General features: G+C 48.4%; 2 protein-coding genes. One reads left to right on the top strand and one right to left on the bottom strand.

Translation table 11 applies throughout. From position 1 onward, the window contains the following. A partial coding sequence (locus ACWHAR_RS23265) for a phosphatidylglycerophosphatase A family protein (protein WP_452087971.1) occupies positions 1-260 on the top strand: 260 nt, incomplete at its 5' end. A 26-nt stretch (positions 261-286) separates the two neighbouring features. On the opposite strand, the gene nucF is transcribed toward ACWHAR_RS23265, so the two are convergent. Then, positions 287-1,032: 5' nucleotidase NucF (gene nucF / locus ACWHAR_RS23260; RefSeq protein WP_452087970.1), on the bottom strand; the 746-nt coding region annotated here is incomplete at its 5' end.

The raw sequence follows: 1,032 nt of genomic DNA, 5'->3' as shown, positions 1-1,032 counted from the left end.
CTGAACCGCTGCAAACGATGCTGGAAATAGATGAAAGCCTATATGGAGTAGATGAAGTTCTGGCATTTTCCATTGTGAACATTTACGGATCGATCGGGTTTACGAACTACGGTTACATCGACAAAGAAAAACCCGGAATCCTTAAACGATTGAATGATAAATCAACCGGTGAATGCCATACCTTTTTAGATGACATCGTCGGAGCGATTTCCGCCGCGGCTTCAAGCAGACTTGCTCACCGCGCGCGGCATACAGAATAAGGGCACCCTTTTAGGGCGCCCTTTTTTCAAATGTATGGAATCCATTCAGTCAGAGAGTCAATGGCGTGAGTCGGTTTTTCCATATCGTCTGTCATATGTTCTCTTTTCGTTACGCCTGTGTGAACGAGCAGCGTATCCATACCCGCGTTAATGCCGGCCATAATATCAGTGGCGTAGTTGTCGCCGACCATGAGTGTTTCAGACACATCTGTGCCGAGAACGCGCATCGCCTGCTCCATAATAATTGATTCCGGCTTGCCGATAAATACAGGCTGTACACCTGTAGATACGGTTAACACCGATGTCAGTGAGCCGTTTCCCGGCAGGAGCCCTCTTTCAGTCGGAATCGCAATATCTCCGTTAGTGGAAATAAAGCGGGCGCCATTTCTGATTGCCAGGCAGCCAACAGCAAATTTTTCGTATGTAATGGAACGGTCGATGCCAACAACGACAAAATCCGCGTTTTCTCCGCCAAATATCAGGCCGTTTTCTTCAATCGCCTGGCGGATTCCTTCCTCCCCAATCACATACACAGACGCGTCTTTTTTCTGCTGTGCAATGTGCTGGGCAGTTGCCATGCTGGTCGTGAAGACCTGCTCTTCTGTTGCCGGAATATCAAAAGACACGAGCTTGTCCGCTACCTGCTTCGGTGTGCGCGAAGAGTTGTTTGTCACGAAAAGATAAGGAACGCCGCGATCTTTCAGCGTTCTGACAAATTCACACGCCTCCTCGATTTTTTCCGTGCCATTGTACATCGTTCCGTCTAAATCAA

The organism is Bacillus sp. LR--39 (assembly GCF_053613335.1).
Note: the sequence above shows the minus strand (reverse complement) of the source record. Positions and strands in the feature narration are given on the sequence as shown.